This is a genomic window from Kitasatospora sp. NPDC001095 (assembly GCF_053598615.1).
This window is the reverse complement of record NZ_JBSFKQ010000039.1, coordinates 42,257-67,164: the sequence shown is the minus strand read 5'-3', so window position 1 is coordinate 67,164 and position 24,908 is coordinate 42,257. Positions and strand designations below refer to the sequence as shown.

Annotated in this window: 25 protein-coding genes; 12 read left to right on the top strand and 13 right to left on the bottom strand. The window is 73.4% G+C overall.

The features are described 5' to 3' along the window. The first annotated feature begins 19 nt into the window (after positions 1-19). Both fusA and ypfJ read left to right on the top strand, forming a co-directional pair. Positions 20-2,101 (top strand): elongation factor G, encoded by a 2,082-nt coding sequence (gene fusA / locus ACWDBB_RS26550; RefSeq protein WP_449791996.1) that lies wholly within the window; start codon positions 20-22, stop codon positions 2,099-2,101. Positions 2,102-2,338: 237 nt separating this feature from the next. Continuing rightward, positions 2,339-3,244, top strand: coding sequence for a KPN_02809 family neutral zinc metallopeptidase (ypfJ, locus tag ACWDBB_RS26545; RefSeq protein WP_449791995.1), 906 nt, complete (start codon positions 2,339-2,341; stop codon positions 3,242-3,244). A 15-nt stretch (positions 3,245-3,259) separates the two neighbouring features. Here ypfJ and ACWDBB_RS26540 read toward each other — a convergent pair whose 3' ends face one another. Next, a complete protein-coding gene (locus tag ACWDBB_RS26540; RefSeq protein ID WP_449791994.1) occupies positions 3,260-4,237 on the bottom strand; it encodes a LysR family transcriptional regulator in 978 nt (325 codons plus the stop codon). Positions 4,238-4,274: 37 nt separating this feature from the next. Here ACWDBB_RS26540 and ACWDBB_RS26535 point away from each other — a divergent pair, with 37 nt between their 5' ends. The 4 genes from ACWDBB_RS26535 (at position 4,275) to ACWDBB_RS26520 (ending at position 9,122) form a co-directional block, all read left to right on the top strand. Then, positions 4,275-4,742 (top strand): multicopper oxidase domain-containing protein, encoded by a 468-nt coding sequence (locus ACWDBB_RS26535; RefSeq protein ID WP_449791993.1) that lies wholly within the window; start codon positions 4,275-4,277, stop codon positions 4,740-4,742. A gap of 327 nt (positions 4,743-5,069) precedes the next feature. Further along, the gene (locus ACWDBB_RS26530) at positions 5,070-6,707 is read left to right on the top strand and encodes an alkaline phosphatase D family protein (protein WP_449791992.1); all 1,638 of its coding nucleotides are present in this window, start codon (positions 5,070-5,072) and stop codon (positions 6,705-6,707) included. Between the two features lie 253 nt (positions 6,708-6,960). Next, a complete protein-coding gene (locus tag ACWDBB_RS26525) occupies positions 6,961-8,037 on the top strand; it encodes an alpha/beta hydrolase (protein WP_449791991.1) in 1,077 nt (358 codons plus the stop codon). Between the two features lie 233 nt (positions 8,038-8,270). Continuing rightward, the gene (locus ACWDBB_RS26520) at positions 8,271-9,122 is read left to right on the top strand and encodes an alpha/beta fold hydrolase (RefSeq protein ID WP_449791990.1); all 852 of its coding nucleotides are present in this window, start codon (positions 8,271-8,273) and stop codon (positions 9,120-9,122) included. A 124-nt stretch (positions 9,123-9,246) separates the two neighbouring features. On the opposite strand, the gene ACWDBB_RS26515 is transcribed toward ACWDBB_RS26520, so the two are convergent. Next, positions 9,247-9,744: a hypothetical protein gene (locus tag ACWDBB_RS26515; protein WP_449791989.1), complete on the bottom strand. Its 498-nt coding sequence runs from the start codon at positions 9,742-9,744 to the stop codon at positions 9,247-9,249. Positions 9,745-9,843: 99 nt separating this feature from the next. Here ACWDBB_RS26515 and ACWDBB_RS26510 point away from each other — a divergent pair, with 99 nt between their 5' ends. Beyond that, positions 9,844-10,344 (top strand): winged helix-turn-helix transcriptional regulator, encoded by a 501-nt coding sequence (locus tag ACWDBB_RS26510; protein WP_449791988.1) that lies wholly within the window; start codon positions 9,844-9,846, stop codon positions 10,342-10,344. A 106-nt stretch (positions 10,345-10,450) separates the two neighbouring features. On the opposite strand, the gene ACWDBB_RS26505 is transcribed toward ACWDBB_RS26510, so the two are convergent. The 5 genes from ACWDBB_RS26505 to ACWDBB_RS26485 form a co-directional block, all read right to left on the bottom strand. Further along, entirely contained in the window at positions 10,451-10,603 is a 153-nt protein-coding gene (locus ACWDBB_RS26505) for a DUF397 domain-containing protein (protein ID WP_449791987.1), read from the bottom strand. A 133-nt stretch (positions 10,604-10,736) separates the two neighbouring features. Continuing rightward, a complete protein-coding gene (locus tag ACWDBB_RS26500; RefSeq protein ID WP_449791986.1) occupies positions 10,737-11,096 on the bottom strand; it encodes a DUF397 domain-containing protein in 360 nt (119 codons plus the stop codon). Positions 11,097-11,276: 180 nt separating this feature from the next. Then, complete coding sequence (locus ACWDBB_RS26495) at positions 11,277-11,486, bottom strand: DUF397 domain-containing protein (protein ID WP_449791985.1); 210 nt, start codon at positions 11,484-11,486, stop codon at positions 11,277-11,279. 46 nt (positions 11,487-11,532) lie between these two features. Further along, positions 11,533-11,742: a DUF397 domain-containing protein gene (locus ACWDBB_RS26490; RefSeq protein ID WP_449791984.1), complete on the bottom strand. Its 210-nt coding sequence runs from the start codon at positions 11,740-11,742 to the stop codon at positions 11,533-11,535. After that, entirely contained in the window at positions 11,735-12,574 is an 840-nt protein-coding gene (locus tag ACWDBB_RS26485) for a helix-turn-helix domain-containing protein (protein WP_449791983.1), read from the bottom strand. Before ACWDBB_RS26485 ends, ACWDBB_RS26490 begins: the two co-directional genes overlap by 8 nt. A gap of 166 nt (positions 12,575-12,740) precedes the next feature. Here ACWDBB_RS26485 and ACWDBB_RS26480 point away from each other — a divergent pair, with 166 nt between their 5' ends. The 4 genes from ACWDBB_RS26480 to ACWDBB_RS26465 all read left to right on the top strand — a co-directional run bounded on the left by ACWDBB_RS26480 (position 12,741) and on the right by ACWDBB_RS26465 (position 17,068). Further along, positions 12,741-13,175, top strand: a complete 435-nt coding sequence (locus ACWDBB_RS26480; RefSeq protein WP_449791982.1) for an ATP-binding protein — start codon at positions 12,741-12,743, stop codon at positions 13,173-13,175. 14 nt (positions 13,176-13,189) lie between these two features. Next, positions 13,190-13,741, top strand: a complete 552-nt coding sequence (locus ACWDBB_RS26475) for a hypothetical protein (protein ID WP_449791981.1) — start codon at positions 13,190-13,192, stop codon at positions 13,739-13,741. 357 nt (positions 13,742-14,098) lie between these two features. Next, positions 14,099-14,869, top strand: coding sequence for a hypothetical protein (locus tag ACWDBB_RS26470; protein ID WP_449791980.1), 771 nt, complete (start codon positions 14,099-14,101; stop codon positions 14,867-14,869). A 501-nt stretch (positions 14,870-15,370) separates the two neighbouring features. Continuing rightward, positions 15,371-17,068 (top strand): eCIS core domain-containing protein, encoded by a 1,698-nt coding sequence (locus ACWDBB_RS26465; RefSeq protein WP_449791979.1) that lies wholly within the window; start codon positions 15,371-15,373, stop codon positions 17,066-17,068. 111 nt (positions 17,069-17,179) lie between these two features. On the opposite strand, the gene ACWDBB_RS26460 is transcribed toward ACWDBB_RS26465, so the two are convergent. The 6 genes from ACWDBB_RS26460 to ACWDBB_RS26435 form a co-directional block, all read right to left on the bottom strand. Beyond that, positions 17,180-18,472 (bottom strand): sugar ABC transporter permease, encoded by a 1,293-nt coding sequence (locus tag ACWDBB_RS26460; protein WP_449791978.1) that lies wholly within the window; start codon positions 18,470-18,472, stop codon positions 17,180-17,182. Further along, the gene (locus tag ACWDBB_RS26455) at positions 18,469-19,260 is read right to left on the bottom strand and encodes an ATP-binding cassette domain-containing protein (protein ID WP_449791977.1); all 792 of its coding nucleotides are present in this window, start codon (positions 19,258-19,260) and stop codon (positions 18,469-18,471) included. The genes ACWDBB_RS26460 and ACWDBB_RS26455 overlap by 4 nt, the downstream gene beginning before the upstream one ends. Before the next feature lie 61 nt (positions 19,261-19,321). Then, the gene (locus tag ACWDBB_RS26450; protein WP_449791976.1) at positions 19,322-20,419 is read right to left on the bottom strand and encodes a sugar ABC transporter substrate-binding protein; all 1,098 of its coding nucleotides are present in this window, start codon (positions 20,417-20,419) and stop codon (positions 19,322-19,324) included. 316 nt (positions 20,420-20,735) lie between these two features. Next, positions 20,736-21,689, bottom strand: a complete 954-nt coding sequence (locus tag ACWDBB_RS26445; RefSeq protein ID WP_449791975.1) for a DUF4331 family protein — start codon at positions 21,687-21,689, stop codon at positions 20,736-20,738. 388 nt (positions 21,690-22,077) lie between these two features. Next, positions 22,078-22,665 (bottom strand): GNAT family N-acetyltransferase, encoded by a 588-nt coding sequence (locus tag ACWDBB_RS26440; protein ID WP_449791974.1) that lies wholly within the window; start codon positions 22,663-22,665, stop codon positions 22,078-22,080. After that, positions 22,635-24,077 (bottom strand): ATP-grasp domain-containing protein, encoded by a 1,443-nt coding sequence (locus ACWDBB_RS26435; protein ID WP_449791973.1) that lies wholly within the window; start codon positions 24,075-24,077, stop codon positions 22,635-22,637. The genes ACWDBB_RS26440 and ACWDBB_RS26435 overlap by 31 nt, the downstream gene beginning before the upstream one ends. 171 nt (positions 24,078-24,248) lie before the next feature. Between ACWDBB_RS26435 and ACWDBB_RS26430 the strand changes: the two genes are divergently transcribed. After that, entirely contained in the window at positions 24,249-24,848 is a 600-nt protein-coding gene (locus ACWDBB_RS26430) for a putative glycolipid-binding domain-containing protein (RefSeq protein WP_449791972.1), read from the top strand. Positions 24,849-24,908: the final 60 nt, after the last annotated feature.

Here is a 24,908-nt window from a genome sequence, read left to right as displayed (position 1 = left end):
CTCGAAAGGCACCCGGGCCATGCGCACCCACACCACCACCGCCGCGAACACCACCACCGGCACCGCGAACGACGCCATCGCCGCCGTCCGCAACCTCGGCATCCTCGCCCACGTCGACGCCGGCAAGACCACCGTCACCGAGCGGATCCTCTACCTCACCGGCACCACCCACAAGCGCGGCGAGGTCCACGACGGCACCACCGTCACCGACTGCCACCCCCAGGAACGCGAACGCGGCATCACCATCTTCGCCGCCGCCGTCACCTGCGCCTGGGCCGGGCACCGGATCAACCTCATCGACACCCCCGGCCACGTCGACTTCGCCGACGAGGTCGAGCGCTGCCTGCGCGTGCTCGACGGCGCGGTGGCGGTGTTCGACGCGGTCGCCGGCGTCGAGCCGCAGAGCGAGTCGGTGTGGCGCCAGGCCGAACGCCACGGCGTGCCGCGCATCGCCTTCGTCAACAAGCTCGACCGCGCCGGCGCCGACCTGGACGCTGCCGTCGACGCCATCCGCGAACGCCTGCACCCGCGCCCGCTGGCCGTCCAACTGCCCATCGGCGCCGAGGAGTCGTTCACCGGCGTCGTCGACCTCGTGCACCTGCGCACCCTCACCTGGCACGACGACGGAACCCCGCACGAGGGCCCGGTCCCCGCCCACCTCGGGGCCGAGGCCGCCGAGCGCCGCCACGCCCTGGCGCAGGCGGTGGCCGAACTGCACCCCGACGCCCTGGAGGAGTTCTGCGCCGACGCCACCCTGAGTGCCGCCACCCTCACCACCGCCCTGCGCGACCTCACCCGCACCGGCGAGGCCGTCGTGGTGCTGTGCGGCTCCGCCTACCGCAACCGCGGCATCGAACCGCTCCTGGACGCCGCCGTCGCCTACCTGCCCTCCCCGCTCGACGTCCCGCCCACCCGCTCCGCCGACGGCACCCAGCAACGCGAGGCCGACCCCGAACAGCCCCTGACCGCCCTGGCGTTCAAGGTCACCGCCGCCCCCACCGGGCGCCTGACCCACCTGCGCCTGTACGCCGGAACCCTGCGCAAGGGGGACACCGTGCTCGACACCACCACCGGCCGCCGCGAACGCGTCGCCCGCATCTTCACCGACCCGGCCGGCCGCCACACCGAGACCGACGAGGCGCGCGCCGGCGACATCGTCGCCGTCGCCGGCCCCAAGCACACCCGCGTCGGCGCCACCCTGTGCGACGCCGAGCACCCCATCGTCCTGGAGGCCCCCGTGAGCACCGAACCGGTCGTCACCGTCGCCGTCGAGGCCCGCCGCGCCACCGACACCGACAAGCTCGCCACCGCCCTCGCCCGCCTCACCGAGGAGGACCCCGCGCTGCGCGCGGCCACCGACCCCGAGACCGGCCAGCGCACCCTGTCCGGACTGGGCGAACTGCACCTGGAGGTCGCGGTGGAGAAGATCCGGCGCGAGAGCGGCGTCGAAGCCGTGGTCGGGCGCCCGCGCGTCGCGCTGCGCGAGGCCCTCCTCCAGGGCGTCACCGGCTTCACCTACCGGCACGCCAAACAGGACGGCGGCGCGGGCCAGTTCGCCCACCTCGTCCTCGACGTCCACCCCCTGCCGGCGGGCACCGAGGGGGACTTCGCGTTCACCTCCACCGTCACCGGCGGACGGGTGCCGCGCGAGTACGTCCAGGCCGTCGAGGCCGGCTGCCGCGACGCCCTGACCGACGGCCCGCTCGGCGGGCACCCGGTCACCGGCGTCGCCGTCACCCTCACCGACGGCGCCACCCACCCCAAGGACTCCTCCGAACTCGCCTTCCGCACCGCCGCCCGCCTCGGCCTGCGCGAGGCCCTGCGCGCCTCGCGCATGCACCTGCTCGAACCGCTCGCCGAGGTGGGCGTCACCGTGCCCGAGGACGCCCTGGGCACCGTCCTCGGCGACCTCGCCGCCCGCCGCGGCCACATCCGCGCCACCGAACCCGGCCCCGCCACCGCCACCGCCCACGTCAGCGCCCTGGTCCCGCTCGCCGAACTCTTCGGCTACGCGGGCCGCCTGCGCGGCCGCACCCAGGGCCGCGGCACCTTCACCACCCGCCCGGCCGGCTACGCCCCCGCCCCCACACCGGCCGGCTGACCCGCACCGCCCGGCCCTCCCCCCGAGGAGGGCCGGGCCCCGCCCCGGCCCCCGCCCCCACACGCACCCCGTCCGAACCCCCGCCCCCGCACCCGCGCCCCCACGCACCCCGCCCGACCCCCCGGGGCCCCGCTGCGCCCGCGCCCGGGCCGGGGCCCGTAGGCTGGTCCGGGCCGTCGGCGGCACAGACCGTCACCAGTAGGGCGGAACACGACAGAAACGGGCAGGCAGGGGCACATGCAGTTCGACGACCAGGGCGACCTCGACACCTCGCAGGTGGACGACCGGCGCGGCATCCCCGGCGGGAAGCTCGCCATCGGCGGCGGGGCCGTGGGCCTGATCGCGGTGCTGGTCGCGGTCGCCCTCGGCGTCGACCCGCAACTGCTGGGCCTGTCCTCCGGCTCCGGCTCCTCCACCAACTCCTCCGCCGCCCGCACCTCCGGCGAGGCGCAGCAGGCCTGCAAGACCGGGGCGGACGCCAACAAGCGCCAGGACTGCCGGATCGTGGCGGTCACCAACAGCCTCCAGGAGTTCTGGCGCACCGAACTGCCGCGCGCCGCCAAGGTCCCGTACAAGAACGCCGAGACGGTGCTGTTCACCGGCCAGGTCTCCACCGCCTGCGGGCCGGCGACCTCCTCGGTGGGCCCGTTCTACTGCCCCGGCGACAAGAAGGCCTACTTCGACCTGGGCTTCTTCAACGACCTGTCCGCCCGCTTCGGCGCCAAGGGCGGCCCGTTCGCCGAGTCCTACGTCGTCGCCCACGAGTACGGCCACCACATCCAGAACCTCACCGGCGCCATGCAGAAGGTCGGGGGCGACCGCCAGGGCGCCACCAGCGGCTCGGTGCGCCTGGAACTGCAGGCCGACTGCTACGCCGGGGTGTGGGCGCACCACGCGACCACCACCCCCCAGCCCTCCACCGGCCGTCCGCTGATCGCCTCGCTCACCGACCAGGACATCGCCCAGGGCCTGGACGCGGCCGCGGCGGTCGGCGACGACCGGATCCAGCAGCAGGCCACCGGCCGGATCAACCCGGAGGCCTGGACGCACGGCTCCGCCGAGCAGCGCAAGGCCTGGTTCACCACCGGCTACCGCAGCGGCGACCTCGCCCAGTGCGACACCTTCTCGGCCGCCAAGCTGTAGGCCCGGCGCCGGTTCTCACAAGCCCCCGCCCGCCCGACCGCCCGCCGTGCCGTCAGCCCGACCGGCCGCCGTGCCGTCCGCCGGGCCCCGCGTCCAGTCCCAGCCGGCGATCGCCTCGCGCAGCAGGCGGGCGGGGGCGGGCAGGCGCACCTGCGCGTCCCAGAAGAGGGTCAGGGAGCGCCGGCAGTCAGGGCTGTCGACGCCGACCCACACCAGCGGCAGGCGGGTGGCGGTGCGCCGGGCGACGTCGGGTACCAGGCCGATGCCCAGGCCCGCGCTGATCAGCTCGGCGATGGCGCCGGCCTCGTCGCTCTCGCAGACGATCCGCGGCACCAGGCCCTGGGCGGCGAACAGCCGGTCCAGCAGGCGGCGCTGCCAGTGCCCGGGGCGGGCGGCGATGAACGGCCGCCCGGCGAGCTCCTCGATGCCCACCCGGGCGCGCCCGGCCAGCGGGTCGCCCACCGGGACGGCCAGCCCCACCTCCTCCTCCAGCAGCAGCACCGACTCCAGGCCCTCGGCGGTGACGGGCTGGGAGGCGACGGCGAGGTCGACGTCCTGGGAGCGCAGCCGCCGCGCCATCTCCTGCGCGGGCAGCTGGTGCAGCTCGATCTCCACCCCCGGGTGGCCGCACTTGAACGCTGCCAGCGGCCCGCTGAAGGCCAGGAACGTCTGCGAGGCCAGCCGTACCGTGCCCAGCCCCTGCCCGGCGGCCTCGGCCACCGCCCGCCGGCCCGCCTCCAGTTCGCCGAGCGAACGCTCCACGTAGCCGCGGAACAGGTGCCCGGCCGCGTTCAGCCGCAGCCGCCCGCCGCGCTCGAACAGCGGGGTGCCCAGCTCGGCCTCCAGCCGGGCGATGGAGCGGCTCAACGACGGCTGGGCGACACGCAGTTCCTCGGCCGCCCGGCTCAGGTGCTCCAGCCGCGCCACCGCCAGGAACTGCCCGAGCCTCGTCGTCGACTTCGCCACCGCCCCCGTCGGCTCCCTCGTACGCATCGTCAACCGCCTCGGCACCGGCCGCACCCGCGACGTCATGGCCTTCCGCATCACCCGCCGCCCCGCCACCGACGACAGCCGCATCCCGCCCACCCTCTGCATCGACCTGCCCGACTGGCACCGCCAGGACGCCGTCCGCACCCGCGACTTCGCCTTCCGCACCGGCCGGATGAACGGCGGCCACGGCTGGCTCATCGGCGGCCGCCCCTTCGACCCCGCCCGCACCGACGTCACCGTCCCCCTCGGCGACACCGAGATCTGGCGCCTGATCGCCGACATCCACCACCCCGTCCACCTCCACCTCGTCGGCTTCCGCATCCTCAGCCGCGCCGGCAGACCCCCACAGCCCCACGACGCCGGCCTCAAGGACACCGTCTCGCTGCGCCCGGGGGAGTCGGTGGAGATCATCACCCGCTTCGACGGCTACCGCGGCCGCTACCTCTTCCACTGCCACAACGCCGAGCACGAGGACATGGGGATGATGGCCAACCTCGAAGTCGTCTGACCACCCGGTCCCGCCTCACACGGCCCGGGGCACGCGCCTTGACCGGCCCATGGCGCACACCCCGCCCACCGGGCCCCGGGCGGCCCGCGCACGGCCCCGGACGGCGCCCGGGCGGCCCGCGGGCGGGGCTCGCCGACGGGCGGACCCCGCCCGTCCCCACGGGAACGCCCGGAACATGACGGTTCATCCGCTTCGGGGCGAAGTGCCCGACCTTCACGGGTCTGACATCAGATGCTCACTCTGCTGCCGGAATCCCGACCCCCGCAGTACGGGGTGGTCCACTCCAATTCCCTTCGCACACCCCCGAACCGCGAAAGGCCACCCCCCATGACCCGCCCCGCCGACCGCCCCACGCCCGACCGGATGCTGCGCGAGGCCGCCGCCCGCCTGGACCGGCGCCGCTTCCTGACCGTCACCTCGGCCGCCGCCGCGCTCGCCTTCAGCGTCAACCTGCCCTCCGCGCACGCCGCCGACAACGAGATCGCCCCGCGCGCCATCGGCGACAACCCCTTCACCCTCGGCGTGGCCTCCGGCGACGCCACCTCCGAAGCCGTCGTGCTCTGGACCCGCCTGGCCCCGCGCCCCCTGGAACCCGGCTCCGGCATGCCGCCCACCGGCTCGGTCAAGGTCGGCTGGGAGATCGCCCGCGACGAGAACTTCCGCCGCGTCGAGCGCCGCGGCACCGCCCGCGCCCACGCCGAGTTCAACTACGCCGTCCACGTCGACGCCGACGGCCTCGACGCCGCCCGCACGTACTGGTACCGCTTCACCGTCGGCTCCTGGACCAGCCCCGTCGGCCGCACCCGCACCGCCCCGCCGCGCGGCCGCAAGCTCGACAGCGCCCGCATCGCCTTCGTCTCCTGCCAGGCCTACGAAGACGGCTACTTCACCGCCTACCGCCACCTCGCCGGCGAAGACCTCGACGCCGTCTTCCACGTCGGCGACTACATCTACGAGTACGGCATCGACGCCGTCGGCGGCGACCGCAAGTACACCGACCGCACCCTGCCGGCCCACTTCAACCACGAGACCACCACCCTCGAGGACTACCGGCTGCGCTACTCCCTCTACAAGACCGACCCCGACCTCCAGGCCGCCCACGCCGCCCACCCCTGGTACGTCACCTGGGACGACCACGAGGTGGAGAACAACTACGCCGCCGGCATCCCCGAGAAGAACCAGGACCCGGCCCCCTTCGTCGCCCGCCGCGCCGCCGCCTACCGCGCCTACTGGGAGAACCAGCCGCTGCGCATGCCCCAGCCCGACGGCACCGACCTGACCCTCTACCGGCGCGTCCACTTCGGCCGCCTCGCCCAGTTCGACATCCTCGACACCCGCCAGTACCGCGACGACCAGGCCAACGGCGACGGCTGGCAGTACCCCACCCCCGAGTCCGACGACCCCAAGCGCACCCTGATGGGCGCCACCCAGGAACGCTGGTTCGCCGACGGGCTGCGCCACTCCAAGGCCACCTGGAACGTGGTGCCCCAGCAGGTCGTCTTCTCCCGCCGCAAGAACACCACCGCCGAGCGCTCCAAGCTCTCCATGGACGCCTGGGACGGTTACCCCGCCGCCCGCGAGCGCTTCCTGCAGGCCGTCGACCAGGCCGGCGTCGAGAACCTCGTGCTGCTCACCGGCGACGTGCACGTCGCCTACGCCCTGGACGTCAAGCGCAACTTCGACGACCCCACCTCCCGCACCGTGGGCGTGGAGTTCGTCGGCACCTCGATCAGCAGCGACGGCGACGGCGAGGAGAAGCCGTCCAACTGGAACAACCTCATGTCCGCCAACGCGCACATGAAGTTCTACGACGGGCGCCGCGGCTACACCGTGCTCACCCTGGACCACCGCCGCGCCCGCGCCGACTACCGGGTGGTCTCCCACATCACCCGCCCCGGCGGCACCCTGTCCACCGCCGCCTCCTTCACCACCGAGGCCGGCAACCCGGGCATCCGCCCCGCCTGACACCCCGTCGGGGCCTGTCCTCCAGCCGCGGGGGAGTCGGCTAAGGCACAGGGGTGGGGCTGCGCAGCCCGAACGCGCAGCCCCATCCCTGCGCCCGTCGCTCCGCGGCGATCGGCACCCAGGTGCGGCGCCGGCGACGGGTGCGCGGACCGGCCGGAACGAGTGCGCTGCGTGCAAAGGCGGGGCGGACACGGGGTCCTAGCCTGGGGCCTTGCCCTCTTCGACCACCGAGAGGCGACCCAGGAGTTACCCCATGCGCACCGTCCCCTTCCGCATCAACCGCAAGATCGCCGCCGCCGCGGCCGCCGCCCTCGTCGCCGGGGCCACGATCGCCGCCAACGCCTCGGCCTCCCCCGCCCCCGCGCCCGCCAAGTCGACCGCCCCGGTTCTGGAGAAGGACGCCCAGGCGTTCGCCGACGCGGCCGCGAAGAATCCGCCGATCTACACGCTGTCCTACGACGACGCCCGCAAGGCGCTCGACAGCGCGCAGAGCGGGCCCGTCGACACACCGCCGGCCGACGTCAGCCACCGCACCCTCAAGGTGGGACCCACCGGTGAGGTGACCATCCGGATCGTCCGCCCCGCCGGCGTGAGCGACAAGCTCCCGGCCGTCATGTACTTCCACGGCGGCGGCTGGGTCCTCGGCAACGAGAACACCCACGACCGGCTGGTCCGCCAGATCGCCAACGGCGCCCAGGCCGCCGTCGTCTTCGTCGACTACACGCCCTCACCCGAGGCCCGCTACCCCATCGCCATCGAGCAGGCCTACGCGGCCACCACGTGGGTCGCCGAGCACGGTGACGAGATCAACGTCGACGGCTCCCGGATCGCCGTCGCCGGCGACAGCGTCGGCGGCAACATGACGGCCGCCGTCACGCTCATGGCCAAGCAGCGCGGCGGCCCCGCCCTGCGCGAGCAGGTGCTCTTCTACCCCGTCACCGACGCCAACTTCGAAACCCCCTCCTACCGGGAGTTCGCCGACGGCCCCTGGCTGACCCGCAAGGCCATGAAGTGGTTCTGGGACGCCTACGCCCCGAACGCCAAGGACCGCCAGCAGATCCTCGCCTCCCCGCTGCGCGCCGGCCTCGACCAGCTCAAGGGCCTGCCCAAGGCCCTGGTCATCACCGACGAGGCCGACGTCCTGCGGGACGAGGGCGAGGCGTACGCCGCCAAGCTCCGCGCCGCCGGCAACGACATCACCACCGTCCGCTACTCCGGCGTCATCCACGACTTCGCCATGCTCAACGCCCTCGCGAACACCAACGCCGCCGAGGCAGCCGTCGACCAGGCCAACCGCTTCCTCTACACCGGCCTGCACAGCACCTCCTGACCCCACGCCAGGGCGGCCCGGCTCCGCCCGGGCCGCCCCCAGGCGCCCCGCACCCCCCATGGCCGGACGCCGCGCACCGCGCAGACCCTTCCGGCCGACCGTGCCGGGCCCGACCGACCTCTTCGGTTCGGTCGTTCAACCATCGTCGCTGGTCAAAGCGGTTCGAAACGCGGCACACCCCGCGCCTTCCTGCCAGACCGTGTCACCGGCGACTGCCTTTCAAGGAGACCGTCATGTCCCGTCCCTCCCGCAGCCGTTCGGCTCTGCGTGCCGTCACGACCGTGGCCCTCGCCTCTGCCGTGGCGGGCTCCCTGCTGGCCGCCACCACGGTGAGCAGCAGCGCCGCCTCGCAGAAGGCCGGGGCGAGCCAGGCCAAGCCCACCGTCGTGCTCGTCCACGGCGCCTTCGCCGACGCCTCCAGCTGGTCCGGCGTCATCCAGCGACTGCAGCGCGACGGCTACCCGGTCATCGCCACCGCCAACCCCCTGCGCGGCGTGAGCAGCGACGCCGCCTACCTGCGCAGCGTCCTGGACGGCGTGCACGGGCCCGTGGTCCTGGTCGGCCACTCCTACGGCGGCTCGGTGATCACCCAGGCCGCCGCCGGCGACCCCGACGTGAAGGCGCTGGTCTACATCGCCGCGTTCATCCCGAACGTCGGCGAGAGCGCCGGCGAGCTGGCCGGCAAGTTCCCCGGCAGCACCCTGGGCGAGACCCTCAACACCAGCTCCTACCCCCTGCCCGGCGGCGGCACCGGCACCGAACTGACCATCAAGCAGGACCTGTTCCGCCACCAGTTCGCCGCCGATGTCCCCGCTGCCACCGCCGCGACCATGGCGGCCACCCAGCGGCCGGTCTCCACCCTCGCCCTGGAGGAGAAGGCTTCACAGGCGGCCTGGAAGGACATTCCCTCCTACGCCCTGGTCGCCGGCCAGGACCACAACATCCCGCCGAAGGCCGAGCAGTGGATGGCCGAGCGCGCCCACGCCCGCACCGTCACCGTCGACAACGCCTCCCACGCGGTCGCGGTCTCCCGCCCGGGCGCGGTCGCCGACCTCATCCTCCGCGCGGCCCGCGACACCCGCTGAACCGGCACCGGCCGCGTCGGCCCTGACGGCCTCCCACCCGGATCGCCACAAGGTCAGCACCCCCCGTGCGCGGGAAGTCGGCCCCGCCGACTTCCCGCGCACGGCGCGGCCCGCAGCGCCGGCGTCAGGGCAGCAGGGCGCGTTCGGCGCGGCTGGCGGCGATCCGCTCACGCGCCAGCGCACCGGCGCGCCCGCTGTCGCCGCCGCCGAGCCGGGCGAGGATCGCCGCCAGCGGCCTGATCCGCCCCCAACCGCCCCAGTGGCCCTCCGGGATCTGCGTGGGGAAGACCCAGACGCGGCCGGGATCGCGCGGCCAGGCGCCGTCCTCGGCGTCCAGGATCGCCTCGGTGACCTCGGCGATGACACCCGCCCGCTTCCGCTCGTCGAGCTGCCCCTCGGGCACCGACGGCACGACCTTGTAGCGGGGCGCGTCCGCGGGCTTTCCGCCGACGAACACGGCCGCCGGCCGGTGGAGGAACAGCCAGGACACGGACCGGGCCACCGGATCGGCGGGGTCGAACCCCTCATGGCGGATCAGGATCTCCGTGATCCGCTCCATCAGCGCCGCCTCGGCATCGGGCCGCAGCGCACCGTCGGGAACGTACACGTCGAGCATGGGCATGGCCGAACCCCCTTTGGGTTTAGTTTTTAAACTCAGAACCTGACCGGAGGTTACCCCCGCTGAGTACAGTTCGTAAACCCAGATCGGTAGGCTGGTCCCATGGAGACACGGCGGATCGACCCGGTGAACTGCTCGGTGGCACGCGCCCTCTCGGTGGTGGGGGAACGCTGGTCCCTGCTGATCGTCCGCGAGGCACTCGACGGCGCCCACCGCTTCGGCGAGTTCCACACCCGCCTCGGCATCGCCAAGAACCTCCTCGCCAGCCGACTCGACACCCTGGTCACCGCCGGAGTCCTGCGCCGCGTCCCCTACCGCGAACCCGGAGACCGCCAGCGCTTCGCCTACGAGCTCACCGACCAGGGCCACGCGCTGCGCCCGACCCTCATCGCGCTCCTGGAGTGGGGCGACACCTACCTCGCCGACCCGCAGGGCCCGTCGGTCGTCGTCCGGCACCAGCCCGCCGACGACACGAGCCCGTGCGACGCCCCGGTCAGGGTCGTCCTGGAGTGCGCCGCGGGCCACGGCCACCTCGCCCCGCAGGACGTCCGCCGCACCCCAGGACCGGGCGCGATCGCCAGGTCCGACGCCGCAGCGAGCTGAGCGCCGCGGACCGGGTGGAGGCGGTCGTGCCCCGCCTCGGACGGCCGCCGCGTCCTGCCGCGGGGCGCGCGCCCGTCGGGCCTCGCGCGCCCGGCTCTCGCCAGGGTTACAGCTGGACCGGGAACTCGCCCGCCTTGACGGCGTCGAGGAAGTCCTGGAAAGCCGCGGGGGTGAACTCCAGGACGGGGCCGCGCCGGTGCTGCTTGGTATGACGCGCCCGCTGGAACGGGGTGGCTTCCTGGTGGCACCGCAGGCTCACGGACCGGGCAGGCGGGCGCGTCAAGTGCCGTCCAGGCCCGCTGTCGATGCAGCGCCAACATCCAGAAGTAGCAGCAGAAAAGCCCCACTGCCCGTCTGCGGGCAGTGGGGATCCGGCCGGTTCACACGATGCGTCAGACGTCGCCGAACTCGCCGGAGCGAACGGCGAGGACGAAGTTCGACCAGGCGTCGACCGGGAAGGCCAGGGTGGGTCCCTCGGGGTCCTTCGAGTCGCGGACGGGAACCTGGCTGGAGGGCCCGATCGCCACCTCAACGCATTGTCCCTGCTGGGCGCTGTATGAGCTCTTGCGCCAAGCGACGCTGTGTAGGTCAGCCATGTTCAAAACCCTTCCGCCTTCTCGAACGAACTCGATGCTCGCGGCCCGGGACAACGCCTCGACCTGGAGGTGATCGTACTCACTGGCCCACGCGGCCAGTGTCTCCGGATTGCGTTCAAGGAAGCCCCGCTTCTGCATCTCCCCGTAGCCGACCATGGCCCCTGTTCGGCATGGTCAGCATCGTGATTGGGTGGGCAAACGGCCTGAGTTCGCCCAGTTCTGTTCGGTGTAGGCGACACCATCGCCAAGCAGGTCGCTGAACAGGTGGACTGCGAAGGAACAGACCGCGGGCCCGGATCGTTCACGGTCCGGGCCCGCGGAGGCTGGACCGGGGGCTCAGACTTCGCCGAACTCGCCGCTGCGGACAGCGGCGACGAAGCTGGACCAGGCCTCGGTCGGGAAGACGAGAGCCGGGCCCTCGGGGTCCTTTGAGTCGCGTACCGGAACAACACTGGGGAAGCTCGGGGCTACCTCAACGCAGTTGCCACCTTGCTGACTGTAGCTCGCTTTCATCCAGCGGGCGGCGGCCAAGTCGATGTCGGACATTCGATCCCTTTCCGAGTAGCGCGCATCCATTTGCTGGACCGGGGGCTCAGACCGCGCCGAACTCGCCACTGCGGACAGCGGTGACGAATGACTTCCAGGCCTCAGCCGGGAAGACGAGAGCCGGACCGTGGGGGTCCTTCGAGTCACGGACGGGCATCAGTTCACGAGAGCCACGCGCAACCTCAAGGCAGTCGCCGCCTTGCTGGCTGTACGTCGACTTCACCCATGAAACGGTAGTCAAGTCGAAATCAGCCATGGGATTCCTTCCGGGCATGGAGTATCAAATCGAGAGTCGCCGACTCGGCCAGCGCTCCTACCTGGAGGCGATCGTATCGTCTGCGCCAGTCGCGGAGCCTGTCGTCATCTCGTTCGACGTGCCCTCGCCCCTCGGACTCAGAGTAGCCAAACAGGGAGCCGTCGGGGAGTGTCAGCAGTCGCATGGGCAGGGCGAACGGCCTGTGCTCCCCCATGCTGAACGGCGCCACCTGGAGTACCACGCGCCCCTGTTCGCACAGCTGTTCAAGTCGTTCGAGCTGTTCCCGCATGACCTCCGGACCGCCGATGATCCGCCTGAGGCAGCTCTCGTCCAGTACGGCATGGATGAGCGGCGGGTCTCGTCGCGCCACGGCCTCCTGCCGCGCAAGCAGAAAGGTCAGCCTCTCTTCTGCCTGCTGGGGGGTGATGTCCCTTCGGCGAACATCTGCCCTTGTCAGAGCCGCTGCATAGGACTTCGTCTGAAGCAAGCCCGGGATGACACCGAGCTCGAAGATCCGGATCTCGCTGGCTCGGGCCTCGTTGGCTGCGTACTCCGGAAAACCCTCCAGCAACGCCGAGTGCTTGGCCTGGAGCCACATCAGCAGCAGGGTTCCGCCCGTCTCCAGTACGCGATCGGCATCACGTGCGAACTTCTCGCTCGGTGGGGTCCGGCCAGGCGGGGCAAGTTCGGCATAGGAGACGTAGGAGGGGTCGACCCCCACGAGCCTTGCCAGCTGGGCTTGCGTAAGGCCGGCGGCCTTGCGTGACCTGCGGAGTTGCACCCCGAAGGGCGCCCAGGGGCTTGATGTTGGATCAAGTTCCTTGATGTTCATCGACCTTCACCTACTTGCCGAGTACTGACTTCAAGCTTCAGATCGGCTTCCGATAGTAGAGGTCGGGACCCCATCATGGCTACATCCGGTGATTCACCGAATGCGCAGCGCAACCTGGGCGCGGCGCCACTCCATTCGCACGCCATCTCCCTTGAGGTGCTTCGCCATGCTCACTGCCCGGCGTCCCCGCTTGTTCGTCGCGCGCCTCGACTCCTGTGTCGAATCCACGCCCCTGGCCCGGTACATGCTCCGGGCCTACCTCTCCGGGCTGCCCTCCGGGGAGCGCTACGGCGACACCGCCGAACTGCTCCTCGGAGAGCTGTTCGCCAACGCCGTGCAGCACTCCGGCGCCCCCGACGACCGCCACATCGAGGTCCGCTTCTCCCTCGTCAGCTCCCGCCTGCGGATCGAGGTCCACGACGCCGGCTCCGGGTGCCCCGCCCTCCACGTACCTGCCCCCGACGACGAGCGCGGCCGCGGACTGTTCCTCGTCAACAGGCTCGCCGAACGCTGGGGCTGCACGTCCCGGCCGGGCGGCATCGGCAAGTTCGTCTGGGTGCTCGTCGCCCCCGCCCCTGCCCCCGCGCTCGTCACCGTCTGAAAGCCCGAAGCCCTATGAACCTCGCGACCCTCGCCCGTCACACCCTCTCCCGCGGCGCCACCCCCGCCGCCACCTACGCCCTCCTCGCCCGCCTCGGCCACCGGCCCCTGCCCGTCGCGCGGGCCGTCTGCCTCGCCCTCGACATCCCCCACGCCGAGACCACCCGCCGCCTCGCCGACTGCCACGACGCCCTCCTCGCCGACCCCCGCCCCGACTCCGAAGCCGACACCGGCGAACTCCTCGAAGCCCTCGGCGTCTTCGACATCCCCGTCGCCCTCGACGCCACCGGCCTGGCCGTCGTCGACCTCTTCCTCACCGCGATCGAGGCCCTGGGCGGCATCCGACCCGGCCACCAGCACGGCCTCACCCGCTGGTTCACCACCGGCAACCTCACCGCCGCCTACCTCTCCCTCACCGCCACCCACCCCCTGCCCCGCACCGGCGACCCGGCCCTCTACTGGACCACCCTCACCACCGCCGGCGAACTCCTCACCACCACCCCCAACCCCGACCCCCGCCTCAAGTACGCCCTCACCCACTGCCGAACCCAAGCCACCCGCACCTGACTTCCGCACGAGAGTCGACCCCGCCGACTTCCTGCGCGGCGCGGCTGGCGGGGCGGCGGTCGGTGGGATGGGTTGCGCGGGCCGCTCCGGCTGAGCGGCCCGCGCCTGAAGGTCTGTGTCGTGCACGAGAAGTCGACCCCGCCGACTTCCTGTACAGCGCGGCAGGAGCCGACCACGCGCTGCCACCGCGCGTCGACGCGCAGCGCCCGAGGGGACATGCCGCCGAGCGGACGGCGGCCGATGCGGCCGCCTGTGTGCGGGCGGCCCCGCACGGCCGCCCGGGGCCGGTCGCCGCCCGGGGCCCGTGGGCCACGGTGGGCACCGGTCCTGCGTGACGGCGTGTGAGAGCCTGGCCCGGTGCTGCACGACGGACCAGATGACCCGACAGCGGCCCGACCGCAGTGGTGGGCCGCGTACCTGACCCGGCACTGCGCGGTCGCCGACACGGAGCGCGAGCTGGTCGCGGGGTGGTTCGGCACCGACGTCGCCGAGGCCGACGCCGCCTGGGAGACGGCGATGCTGGAGGGACTGGAGGCGCGCCTGCCCTTCGGGGGCGGGCACACGGTGCTGCTGTACAGCTGCGACCTGCCGACGGACTGGGGAACGGAGTACCTGGTCCTCCACCCCGGCTGGGGTCGGGTGCGGGGCCGTCTCGCCGCCGTCGACACCCGCTTCCCGGAGCCGGAACACCGGCAGGGGCCGGGCCTGTCCTGGCGGGAGCTGGTCCACCTCGCCCACACCCCGGACCATGCTGCGCCCGGTGTGCACGACCCGTCCGCGCGGCTGCTGCTCCTACTGCCGACGCTCGGCGACGCCCGACTTCCGCCGGACGCCACCGAGGTGGTGCGGGCGGCGCTGGTCGCCGTCGGGACTCCGCCACAGAACGCGGCGCGCCTTGCGGCCTTCCTCCTGCGGCACCCGCTCTGGGCACCCGCCCGCTGGAGCGCACCGCAAGGCCGCCGGCGACGGGGCCGGCCCTGGGCGGCCGGGCGCGAGCGCAACTTCGCCGGGATCCTCCACTGTGATGCCCCGGGAAGCCCGCGCTTCGCCCGGCAGCTCGCCCACGGCATCACGCCCGCGCAGAGCAGGCAGCTCGCCCGGGCGCTCGGGACCTGGCAGCCACGGTGACGGCCCTTCAGCCGACCGGGTAGGCCGGGTGGGCGGCGAGGTTCCGTCCCACCCGGATCCACACACTCTGCACCCAACACGCCATTGCAGCGGCCTGACCCAGATCAAATACCTCGCCAGCAGAGTCACTCCGCCGACTTCTCGTGCGCTGCGCTGTCCGGGCTGTGTTGTTCGGTGGCCGGGCCATGGCGCAGGACGCCGACCGGGCCGACTTCCTGGGCGCGGGGGCTGGTTGGGGTGGGTTGTTCGAGGCCGATGCGCCACGCCGACGGCAACATTGGTGCGCCGGGGCAACCGGTTCGTCCCCGGGACTGCCCCGGTGGCTCTGGTCCTGGCGACCCCGGCCCGGTAGGCAGGAGCGAGACGAGCCGAAGGCCGCCATCGGATGGGGAGCGCATGCACGACCGCAGCAGGGCCAGGACGACCGGCGCCGGCACCAGCCGCGAACCGGCCCGGCAACCCACCGGGCCACGGGCGGCGTCCGCAGCGCCCTGGAGCCCGATGGCCCAGCAGGCGGCCGCCGGGAACCGGGCCGTCGTGCAGATGCTGCGCCGGGCCGGCCACGGGCACGACGGGCAGCACGACGGGCAGCACGACGAGTTGCCCGAGGTGCAGCGTTCCGCCGTCCACGACGTGCTGCGCGCCCCCGGGCGGCCGCTGGACGAGGCCGTCCGTACCGACATGGAGGCCCGGTTCGGCGCCGACTTCTCCGACGTGCGGATCCACAGCGGCCCGGCGGCCCGGTCCTCCGCGGCCGAGGTGGGGGCCCTGGCGTACACCTCGGGCAGTCACGTCGTCGTCGGCGCGGGCGGCGGGGACCGGCACACCCTGGCCCATGAGCTCGCGCACGTGATCCAGCAGCGCCGGGGCGCCGTCGCCGGGACCGACAACGGGGCCGGCCTGAAGGTCTCCGACCCCGCCGACCGGTTCGAGCGGGAGGCCGAGGCCACCGCGCGGCGCGTCATGGCCGGGCACCCGGAAGAAGCGCACGACCACGGGGCCCCCGCACGGGCGCAGGCCGGTGAACCGGCCGCCGCCGTGCAGCGGATCGTCAAGGTCACCCCCGGCATGTACGCGCGGGGCGTGGGCGCCACCGAGGAACAACCGCTCACCGGGCCCCAGCTCGCGCGGTACCTGGCGATCGCCGTGCAGGACGAGGTGAACCGCGCCCACAAGCTCGACCCCCAGGGCGGGTTCAAGGCGAGGCTCACCGCGATCAGGGACAGGCTCAAGCCCGCCACCCTCGACGTGCCCGAGGCCCTGAGGCTGACCACCGCGCTCGTCACCGCCGTGAACACCTTCCTGCAGACCCAGCAGGTCTACGTCTCCGACCACAACCCGCCGGACCACGAGGACGGGCCGGGCGCGATGGTGCCGGTGCCGAACGCGGACACCCGGTACGCGACCGAGCCGAACACCGCGGACACCGGCTACTACCACACCTCCCTGTCCGGGAACACGGAGCCGTACTGGGGCAACGACGACACGATGCGGGACAAGACCGCCCGCTCGCTCGGCCCGGTCGTCGCCGGGGGACAGGCCCCGCAGGAGCAGCCCCGGCTGCAGAGCCACGCACGGGGCGGGGCGAACCTGCCGCTGAAGAAGCTGACGCTGAAGCAGGCCGTCGAGATGCTGCCGCGCCCGCTGCTCAACCTGATCTTCGACGTGCGCTACCAGCTGGAGGACCCGGACCCCGGGCAGCAGCGGCCGGTGATCGACGAGCGGAGCCCGGCGCAGCAGGCGGTGCGCGACAAGAGCCCCAACCAGCCTGGCACGCTGCGCAGTTGGCACCAGGACGACTACGGCCGGCTGCCCGACAACGGGTTCGACCCGGCGGCCGTGCCCGCGCACGCGGTGCCGCTGCACGACCACTACACCGCCAACTCGCAGTCCGGCGCGGGCTCCTCGGTCCAGAACGCGGCCACGTCCCCGCGCGGCTTCGCGGAGTACACCGGTACGGGCAGTGACTGGGAGCACAACGTCAAGGTGGTGCTGGACTACGTCAACAAGCGTGTCTACCTCACCCTGACGCACTACCAGTACTGGGCGCTGATCCGGCCCGAGAACGCCGGCGGGCCGTACCGGTTCTGGCAGGGGCCGGGCCAGAACCTGCAGGCCGCCCAGGGGGATCTGGCCAAGGAGCCGGACGGCGAGCGGGGGATCATGATGAGCCCCTGGCTGGAGATCACCTTCACCTGACCGGGACGGGCCCCCGGCGCGCGCCGGGGGCCCGTCCCGGGGCTGCCCGCGCCCGGAGGCCCGGGCTGTCCGCGACCGGAGGCCCGGGCTGCCCGCGACCGGTGGCCCGGGCTATCCGCGCCCGGTGGCGCGGGTGCGGCGGGTGAGGGAGTCGAGGACGACGGCGGCGAGCAGGACGGCGCCGGTGATCATGTACTGGATGGCCTGGGCGGCGTGGACCATGTCCAGGCCGGTGGTGATGGACTGGATGACGAGGATGCCCAGCAACGCGGACCAGGTCTTGCCGCGCCCGCCGAAGAGGCTGGTGCCGCCGATGACGGCCGCGGCGATCGCGCTCATCAGCACGTTGCCGCCGCCCAGTTGCTTGTCGGCGGAGCCCTGCTGGGAGGCGTAGAACAGGCCGCCCAGGCCGGCCAGGAAGGCGGAGAGCACGAAGACGGAGATCCGGATCCGGGCGACGTTGACGCCCGCGCGCCGGGCCGCCTCGACGCCGCCGCCCACCGCGAAGACCTGCCGGCCGTAGCGGGTGCGGCGCAGCACGAAGTCGGTGGCGAGGACGGCGCCGAGCAGGACGACCAGGGACAGCGGCAGGCCGCGGTCCTGGTTGAGGGCGTAGGCGGTGGCCAGGCACAGCACCGCCAGTGCCCCGGCGCGGACGGCGCTGTCGGCGGCGGGGGGCGTGGTGAGGCCGGCGGCGCGGCGGCGGCGGGCGGTGTGCAGGCGGGCGGCCAGGTAGAGGGCGGGGGCGAGGACGGCCAGGGCCCAGGCGTAGGCGATGTCGCCGTCGCCGAGGAAGGTGCTGTCCAGGCTCGCGACGATGCCGTCGTGGCGGTTGTTGACGGTGCCGCCGTCGCCGAGGACGTACTCCTGCAGGCCGCTCCAGGCGAGCATCCCGGCGAGGGTGACGACGAAGGCGGGCACGCCGACGCGGGCGAAGAACAGGCCGTGCAGCAGCCCCATGACGCAGGCCGCGCCGAGGGCGGCGAGGATGGCCACCCACTCGCTCCAGCCCTGGCGCACCGTCAGCACCGCGGCGACGGCGGCACTGGCGCCGGCGACCGAGCCGAGGGAGAGGTCGATCTCGCCGAGGATCAGCACGAAGACGACGCCGACCGCGATCAGTCCGGGCCCGGCGATGAAGCGGGTGATGTTGGTGAGGTTGTCGGCCTGCAGGAAGTGGTGGGTGACGGACTGGAAGACGACGGCGATGACGACCAGGCCGACGACGACCGGCAGTGACCCGAGCTCGCCGGAGGCCAGGCGCCGGCGGGCGGCCTGCAGTTGGCCGGCCAGGCCCGGTGCGGTCTGCCGCAGCCGCGGGTCGGCGGCGGCAGTGCCGGGGGCGGCGGGACCGGCGGGGTCGCGGTCGGCGGCGGGGGTGGCGGGTGCGTCGGGGGCGCTCACAGGGCCTCGGCCTCCTCGGTGTGCTCGGTGCGGCGGGCCCGGCGGGCGTGGGCGTTGTCGGTGGCGCCGGTGATCGCGGCGACGATCTGCTCCTGGGTGGTGCCCGCCACCGGGAAGACGCCGTTGTTGCGGCCCAGGCGCAGCACGGCGACGGTGTCGGCCACCGCCCGTACGTCGGCCATGTTGTGGCTGACCAGCACGACGGCCAGGCCCCGCTCGCGCAGCCGCTCCACCAGGTCGAGGACCTGGGCGGTCTGCTCGACGCCGAGCGCGGCGGTGGGCTCGTCCAGGACGACCAGGGCCGGTTCGCCGACCAGGGCGCGGGCGATGGCCACCACCTGCCGCTGCCCGCCGGACAGCGCGGCCACGGGGGTGCGCACGTCGGGGATGCGGATGGCGAGGGTGTCCAGCAGCCGGCGGGCGTGCTGCTCCATGGCGACCTCGTCGAGCAGGCCGCGGCGGCGTTTCTCGCGGCCGAGGAAGAGGTTGGCGATGACGTCGAGGTTGTCGCACAGGGCGAGGTCCTGGTAGACGGTCGCGATGCCGAGGGCGGCGGCGTCCTGGGGTCGGGCCAGGCGTACCGCCTCGCCGTGCCAGGCGAGGGTGCCCTCGTCCACGGGGTGGACGCCGGCGATGGTCTTGACGAGGGTGGACTTGCCGGCGCCGTTGTCGCCGACGAGGGCGAGCACCTCGCCGGCGTGGACGGCGAGGTCGACGTCGGTGAGGGCCTGGACGGCGCCGAAGCGCTTGGAGACCGAGCGCAGCTGCAGGACGGGTACGCCTGTCACGGGAACAACCACCTTGGGGGAGCGGCTACTTGATCGACTGCTTGGTCGGCTGCCCGGACGGCTACTTGAGGCCGGCCGCGGCGCACGCGGCGGCGTAGTCGGCGGTGCAGACGTCGGAGGCCTTGTAGAGGCCGTCGGCCAGGACGGTGGCGGCGATGTTGTCCTTGGTGACGACCTTGGCGTCCAGGAGCTTGGCCGGGATGTTCTTGTCGGTGGCGCTGTCGACGCTCGCGGTGGCGACGGCCTTGACGTCCTTGCCCTGCAGCAGGGCGACGGCCAGTTCGGCGGCGGTCTCGGCGAGCGGGCGGTAGGCCTTGTAGATGGTGTACGCCTGGTCGCCGTTGACGATGCGCTGGATCGCGTCCAGGCCGGCGTCCTGGCCGCCGACGGGGACCTTGATGCCGGCGCCCTTGAGCTGGGTGATGATGGCGGCGGCCATGCCGTCGTTGGCGGAGTAGACGCCCTGGAAGCCGTTCTTGCCGAACTCGGTGACGGCGGCGGAGATCTTCTGCCCGGCGACGACGGGGTCCCACTGCCCGGACTGCTCGTAGACGACCTTCTTGACCTTGCCGTCGAGGACCTTGTGCGCTCCGGACTTGAACTGCGCGGAGTTCGGGTCGGCCTCGTCGCCGTCGATCATGACGATGTTCGCCTCGGCGGCCTGCGCGCCGATCGCGTCCAGCAGGGCCTGGCCCTGGAGTTCGCCGACCTTCTCGTTGTCGAAGGAGGTGTACGCGGCGACCGGGCCGCTCGCGAGGCGGTCGTAGGCGACGACCTTGACGCCCTTGGCCGCGGCCTCCTGCACCCACCCCTCGGTGGACTTGGCGTTGTACGGGTCCAGGATGATCACCTTGACGCCCTGGGTGAGCAGGGTGTCGAACTGCTGCTTCTGCTTGGCGGCGCTGCCCTCGGCGTTGTTGTACAGCACCTTGCACTGCGCGCACAGGGACTTGACCTTGGCCTCGATGAACGGGCGGTCGAAGGACTCGTAGCGCACCGAGGAGGCGTTCTCGGGCAGCAGCAGGCCGATGGCGTTCGGGTCACCGGCGGAGGTGGACTCGCTCTTGGCGCCGCCGGCCTTGCCACAGGCGGCGGTCATGGACAGGGTCAGCGCGAGGCCCACGGCGGAGACGAGGGCGCGACGCAGGACGGCGTTCATACGGTTGGCCTCTCCCTGGGGTCGCCGCGGCGTTGCGGCGGGGTGGGGGGAGTCAACCCTGGGCGCGTACATGACGTCAATAAGTAAAACCAGCCTCCCGAAAATCCACCACTATTCGTTATCTTCGTGAACACGCCCCTGGTTCCGCGGGTAGACGCAGACCGCCCCGGACGCACGATCCGCCCCTCCACTGCCCGCCGGCCCAGGAATCCGGTGCCCGCAGCGGTCCCTGACATCCGACGACAGGGGCGCGCCTGCCCGCCCGACGGCACAGCAGACGCGCCCCCGGGAAGCGACGCCGGCGAACGGCTACGGCTCAGTGCGGGTGCCCCAGGTACGGGAACGCCGGCAGCAGGTCCGTGTGCGGCCCGATGTGGTCGCCGGACACCTTGCCGTCCGTGAGCATCGTCAGCCGCGCCGAGGTCACGTCGTCCGTCAGCGACCGCCCGTTCGGATAGACCGCCGGACGCGAACGGTCGTAGCGCAGGACGTCCGGCAGCACCAGCCGCAGCTGCGCCTCGGCCGCGTCCGTGGTGTACCCGCCGACGTGCTGCAGCTTCGCCGTCCACGGCCCCCGGTACGTCACCCAGTCGTCCACCGGCTCACCGGCGTTGTACGCGTCCTTCACGTCCTCCTCGTTGAAGTACGCCGTCAGCGACGGGTGCGCACCCCGGTCCACCGACACCAGCCGGCCGTCCTTGCGCACGCTCACCCGCGCCCACACCCCGATCTGCGGCGACGGCCCGAACTGCGCGTCCGGCGCCTCCAGCACGATCCCGAACACGTTCTTGTCCGCACCCCAGTCCACCCCCGTCCACTCGAACCCCTTCACGATCCCGTCCAGGTCCGCGAAGAACGGATCGCTGCGCAACCCCGCACTCACCCGGTAGGGGCCCGCCTCCACCACCGCCGGGGTGCCGTCGAAGCTCACCGGCGCGTCCGCCACCAGCACCTCGCCGGTCGCCTCGTGCCCGCGCGCCCCCTCACCGGTGGCACGGCGCACCGTCATGGTCTGCACCCCGCCGGCCGGCTCGGAGAAGGTGAAGCTGTACGCGATGTCGGCCCGGTTGTCGCCGTCGGTGTCGATGTCGATCCGGTACACCGCCTCAGGGTGGAAGGCCTTGCCGCCGGACGGCGCGACCGGGTTCACGTTCATGATCAGCACCGTCCGGCCCGGCTCCGGCGAGGCGAAGGCGAACAGGTCGGTCAGGTCCAGGCGCGCGTCACCCTCGGGTGAGCGCAGGTTCGGTCCGCTGAGGTGGTGCGACAAGACGGCCTCCGGATGTCGAGTTGCTTCGCGAGCACGCGCGCGAGAGCCTCGCGCGCGTCCGCGTGGACACCCCCCGCCCCCCGGCCCTTGCTAACACGCCCGCCCGCCCCCGGCCCGCCCCACTGCGCCGTCCGGACGAGCGCGCGGCGAGGCCGGGGCGGGGAGACAGCGGCGCCAGGAGGCCCGCGGCGCCTGCGGCCCCGGCAGCACCGGCAGCACCGGCAACGCGCGGTGCCCGTGGGAGACCGGCGAGTCGACCGGCTCCAGCAGCGCCCCGGCAGCGAGGGCGACGTCCGGGAAGCGCCCGAACAGCCGGCGCAGCGCCGCGCGCCCCTCCGGACGGGCCGGCGGCGCGCCGAGGCAGAAGCGCCCGCCGCACCCGCCCGGCTCACACCCGCAGGCCGTCCGCCTCCCGGACCCGCGCCGGCGGCGCCACCGCGACCGTGGCGCGCTCGAACAGGGCGCCGCTGCGGCTGCCGGCCACCGTACGCACCCAACGCCAGCCCCGCGCACGGTAGTAGGCGTGCAGGGCCGTGTTGTCGCTCCACACGTTCACCCGCAGCAGCCCGGCGCCCGCCCGCGCGGCCCGCCAGGCCGCCCAGTCACCCAGCCGGGCGCCGATGCCCTGCCCGGCGTACCGGCGGTCCACCGTGAAGGAACTCAAGTAGCGCGCCGGAAGGGCCAGTTCCTCCCCACTCCACAGCCGCGGACTGCCGGTGGGCCGCAGCGTTACGGTCGCGACCGCCTCGCCCCGCGGCGCCAGCGCGGCGACCACCGTCGCACCCCGGGCGATCAGCGCCAGCCCGCGCTGCGGGTCGTACGGGGACGACCACTGGGCCGAGCCGTGCTCCAGCGCGATCCAGGCGGCCGCCTCCGCCCGCAGCGCCGCCAACCGGGGCAGGTCGGCGGCCACCGCAAGGCGGAGGTACAGCGCCACCGGCGCCGTCAGCACGGCACCGCGGACGGCACCGCGCACGGCAGCGGCCCCTCGACGGGCTCGAACGTGAAACCCGCCCGCAGGGCCTCCACCAGCCGCCGCCCCTGCTCGGTGAGCGCGATGCCGTCCGCGGTGGTCAGCGAGTACCGGGCGACGATCCGGCCCAACGGCACCCCCGGATGCAACACCGTTCCCGGGGCGGGCAGTTGCAGCAGCACGCAGTCGTCCGGGCCGCACTCCAGCAGCCCGAACCCGACCCCGCAGTACTGCAGCAGCCCGTCCTTGAGCCGGTGCAGCCCGCCGCCCGGCGCACCCGCCACCCGCACCGGGCCGCCGGTGTGCCGCACCACCAGCTGCACCGCGCCGTCCGCGTCCGTGCGCGGCTCGCCACCGGTGGCGTGGCCGTACAGCTCCAGCACGTGGCGCAGCGCCGACGGCAGCGCGTCCTCCGCCAGCTCCAGCTCGCCCAGCAGCCAGGTCGAGCCCTGCATCCGGCAGTTGAGCTCCAGCAGCAGCGCCTCCTCACCCGCCAGGACGAAGTCCGCACCGAACAGCCCCCGGTAGCCGAGCGCCGCCAGCGACTCCCCGACGCGCCGCGCCGCCGCACCGGCCCGGGACAGCGCCCGCGCCGGCAGCAGCGCGGGCGCCGCGAAGTCGCAGCCGGAGTACGTGCCGAAGGGCGCGCCGACCCCCTCGACCCGGGTCAGCTGGACGGACGGGCGCAGCACCCGCACCGTGCCGTCCGCCGACACCAGGACGTGCACGTTGACCGCCGCGCCCTCCACGTAACCGCTCACCAGCCAGGGCCCGCCGCCGACTTGGCGGATCGGAACCAGGTCCGCCTCCTCGGCGACCAGGTGGGTGCCCTTGCCGCTGGAACCGAGCGGCGTCTGCACCACGTAGCGGTCGCCGAAACGCCGGCGCAGCTCCCGGTGGTCGAGCACCGGGACCACCGCGTCCGGCGGTGTCAGCGCCCCCAGCGACCGCAGCCACGCGCGCTGCGCCCGCTTGTCGCCCAGCACCGGCGGCGTCGGCCGCACCGGCGGCTCCGCCAGGCGGGCGCCGAGCGCGTCAAGTGCAGGGCGCCACTCGGGTTTCATCGCCGTGTAGGGCAGCAGCGCCAGCTCCCGGCCCCGCCAGCCGCCGCCCGTACCGCGGCCCCTGCCGCCGCCCGTTCCGCCGTGCGTACGGTCGCCCTCGGCGATCCGGCGCAGCACCTCGTGGACGCCCGCCCCCAGCGGGGTGTGGTCGCGCACCGCGCAGTACGGCTCCAGCGCGTGGAACCGCGCCCCGAACTCGCCCGCCCAGCCCGCGTCCGCGCCCTCCACGGTCAGCACCTCGGACAGGCAGCCGGTGCGCAGCAGGGGCAGCAGGAACAGGGGACGGGCGCAGCACGACAGCCCGGGCACGGCCCGCAGACGGGCCGCCGCTTCGTCACAGGATGTGATCACCACGCGATTATGGGGAGCCCGCGACCGGCCCCGCCGCCGCCCCGGCCCCCGCCCCGCCCGCCACGAGGCACGCCCCGCTCCCACGCTCACCCTTACGAAGGAACGACCGAGCGGCGCCCCGGTTGACGGCCCGCCGGGGCCGCTGTCGCAGGCCCGCAGTACCGTGCACGAATGAACGACCGCACCGGCCAGTCCACTCACACCACTCACACCACCGCCCCTACCTGGCGGGTCACCGAGACCGCCGGCCTGGAGACCTCCTGGATCGACCTGCGCCCCACCACCCTCACCGCCCACGGCCGCGCCGCCGCCGCCGAATTCGCCCCCTACTGGCTCGACTACGAACTCGAGACCGGCGAAGGCTTCACCACCCGCCGGATGCACGTCACCGCCCGCACCCCCGAGACCACCCGCACCCTGGACCTGCGCCGCGACGAGGCCACCGGCCGCTGGACCGTCGACGGCACCCCGCGCCCCGACCTCGACGGCGCCCTCGACTGCGACCTCGGCCTGTCCCCGCTCACCAACACCCCGCCCGTCCTGCGCCACGCCCTCCACCAGGGCCCCGGCGAGCACCACTTCCTGATGGCCTGGATCCGCGTGCCCGACCTGGTCGTCGTGCCCTCCCGCCAGACGTACACCCACCTGCGCCGCCACCCGGACGGTGGCGCCACCGTCCGCTACGCCTCCGGCGACTACCGGGCGGAGCTGCTGCTGGACGCGGACGGACTGGTCGCCGACTACCCGGGTCTTGCCCACCGCCTGGCCTGATACGACGCCCGCCGCCCGGGCCCTCTTCCCGGGCCTCCTTCCCGGGCCCGATACGCTCGG